Raw genomic sequence first — 1,145 nt, 5'->3', positions numbered from 1 at the left:
TAATTTGAATGAGACTTTTTTTATGTCTATACAGGAAGAAATCAATCATCAATCATCATTGATAAATGATTTAGTATTTTTCATAGAAGCTAGAAACTAGAAACTAGAAACTAGAAACTAGAAGATTTTTTATGCATATGAAAGTTTAGTACTCTCTTTTTATATACTTTCCGTGTATATTATTCCACATTTGAAATAATTAATTATGTAAAACTTCATTCGAATTAATATAAGCTTTTACTTTTTTATATAAATAATTATGTATATCCGTAATTACTCAAGTTTTCATATATTTGTTTGATAATTAAATGATTGAGATGGATATTTTCAGTTTTGGGGTAGAATTTGGTAATGAAGAAGATTGTATTTTGCATTTTAAAAAAGAGCGTGATAAAATTGGCGTTTCTTGTAAATGTGGGAAAACAGATTTTTATTGGATTAAGAGCAGATTAAGTTATCAATGTAAGAGCTGTCAGAAGCGAATTACACTGCGAAGTGGAACAATAATGGAAGATTCAAATCTGTCCTTTTTAGTTTGGTACAAAGCCATTTTTTTAATGAGTGCTACCAAGAAAGGTTTTTCTGCCAAAGAAATGCAAAAACAATTGGGATTGAAGCGTTATGAGCCGGTTTGGGCAATGATGCATAAGTTGAGAAAAGCAATGGGAAAGAGAGATGAAAGATATACTTTAGAAGGAATGATTGAGATGGATGAGGGGTATTTTACCGTCGCTTCCACCGATATAGAACAAGAAAAAGGGATACGCGGAAGAGGAGCAGTTGGGAAGCAGAATGTAGCAGTAATGGCGGAATCTACACCTTTGGAAGATCTCGAAACAGGAGAAACTTCAAAATCTTGCAGATATTTTAAAGCAAAAATTTTAGAAGATCATACATCTGAAGGAATTAATGAAACTGTGAAAGAATCAATTGCCGAATCCAGTATTGTTTTTACAGATCAAAGCACCTCGTATGTTGATATATCGCAATTAGTAGAGATCCATATTACTGAAAAATCTACAAAACAAACCACTAAGGACACCTTAAGATGGGTTCATATTTTTATAAGTAATGCAAAGAGAAATTTACTGGGAAACTAGGATCAATCTCAAAAGTTGGGGAGGAAAAAAATATTGCTAATTTTG

General features: G+C 31.4%; 1 protein-coding gene. It reads left to right on the top strand.

The features are described from left to right. Positions 1-317: 317 nt before the first annotated feature. On the top strand, positions 318-1,100 hold the full coding sequence (locus tag BT156_RS21705) for an IS1595 family transposase (protein ID WP_072412989.1): 783 nt from the start codon (positions 318-320) through the stop codon (positions 1,098-1,100). Positions 1,101-1,145 lie beyond the last annotated feature (45 nt).

Origin of the sequence: Chryseobacterium limigenitum (genome assembly GCF_900114875.1) — a bacterium.
Lineage (GTDB): Bacteria > Bacteroidota > Bacteroidia > Flavobacteriales > Weeksellaceae > Chryseobacterium > Chryseobacterium limigenitum.
This window is presented reverse-complemented; position numbering and strand designations above follow the sequence as displayed.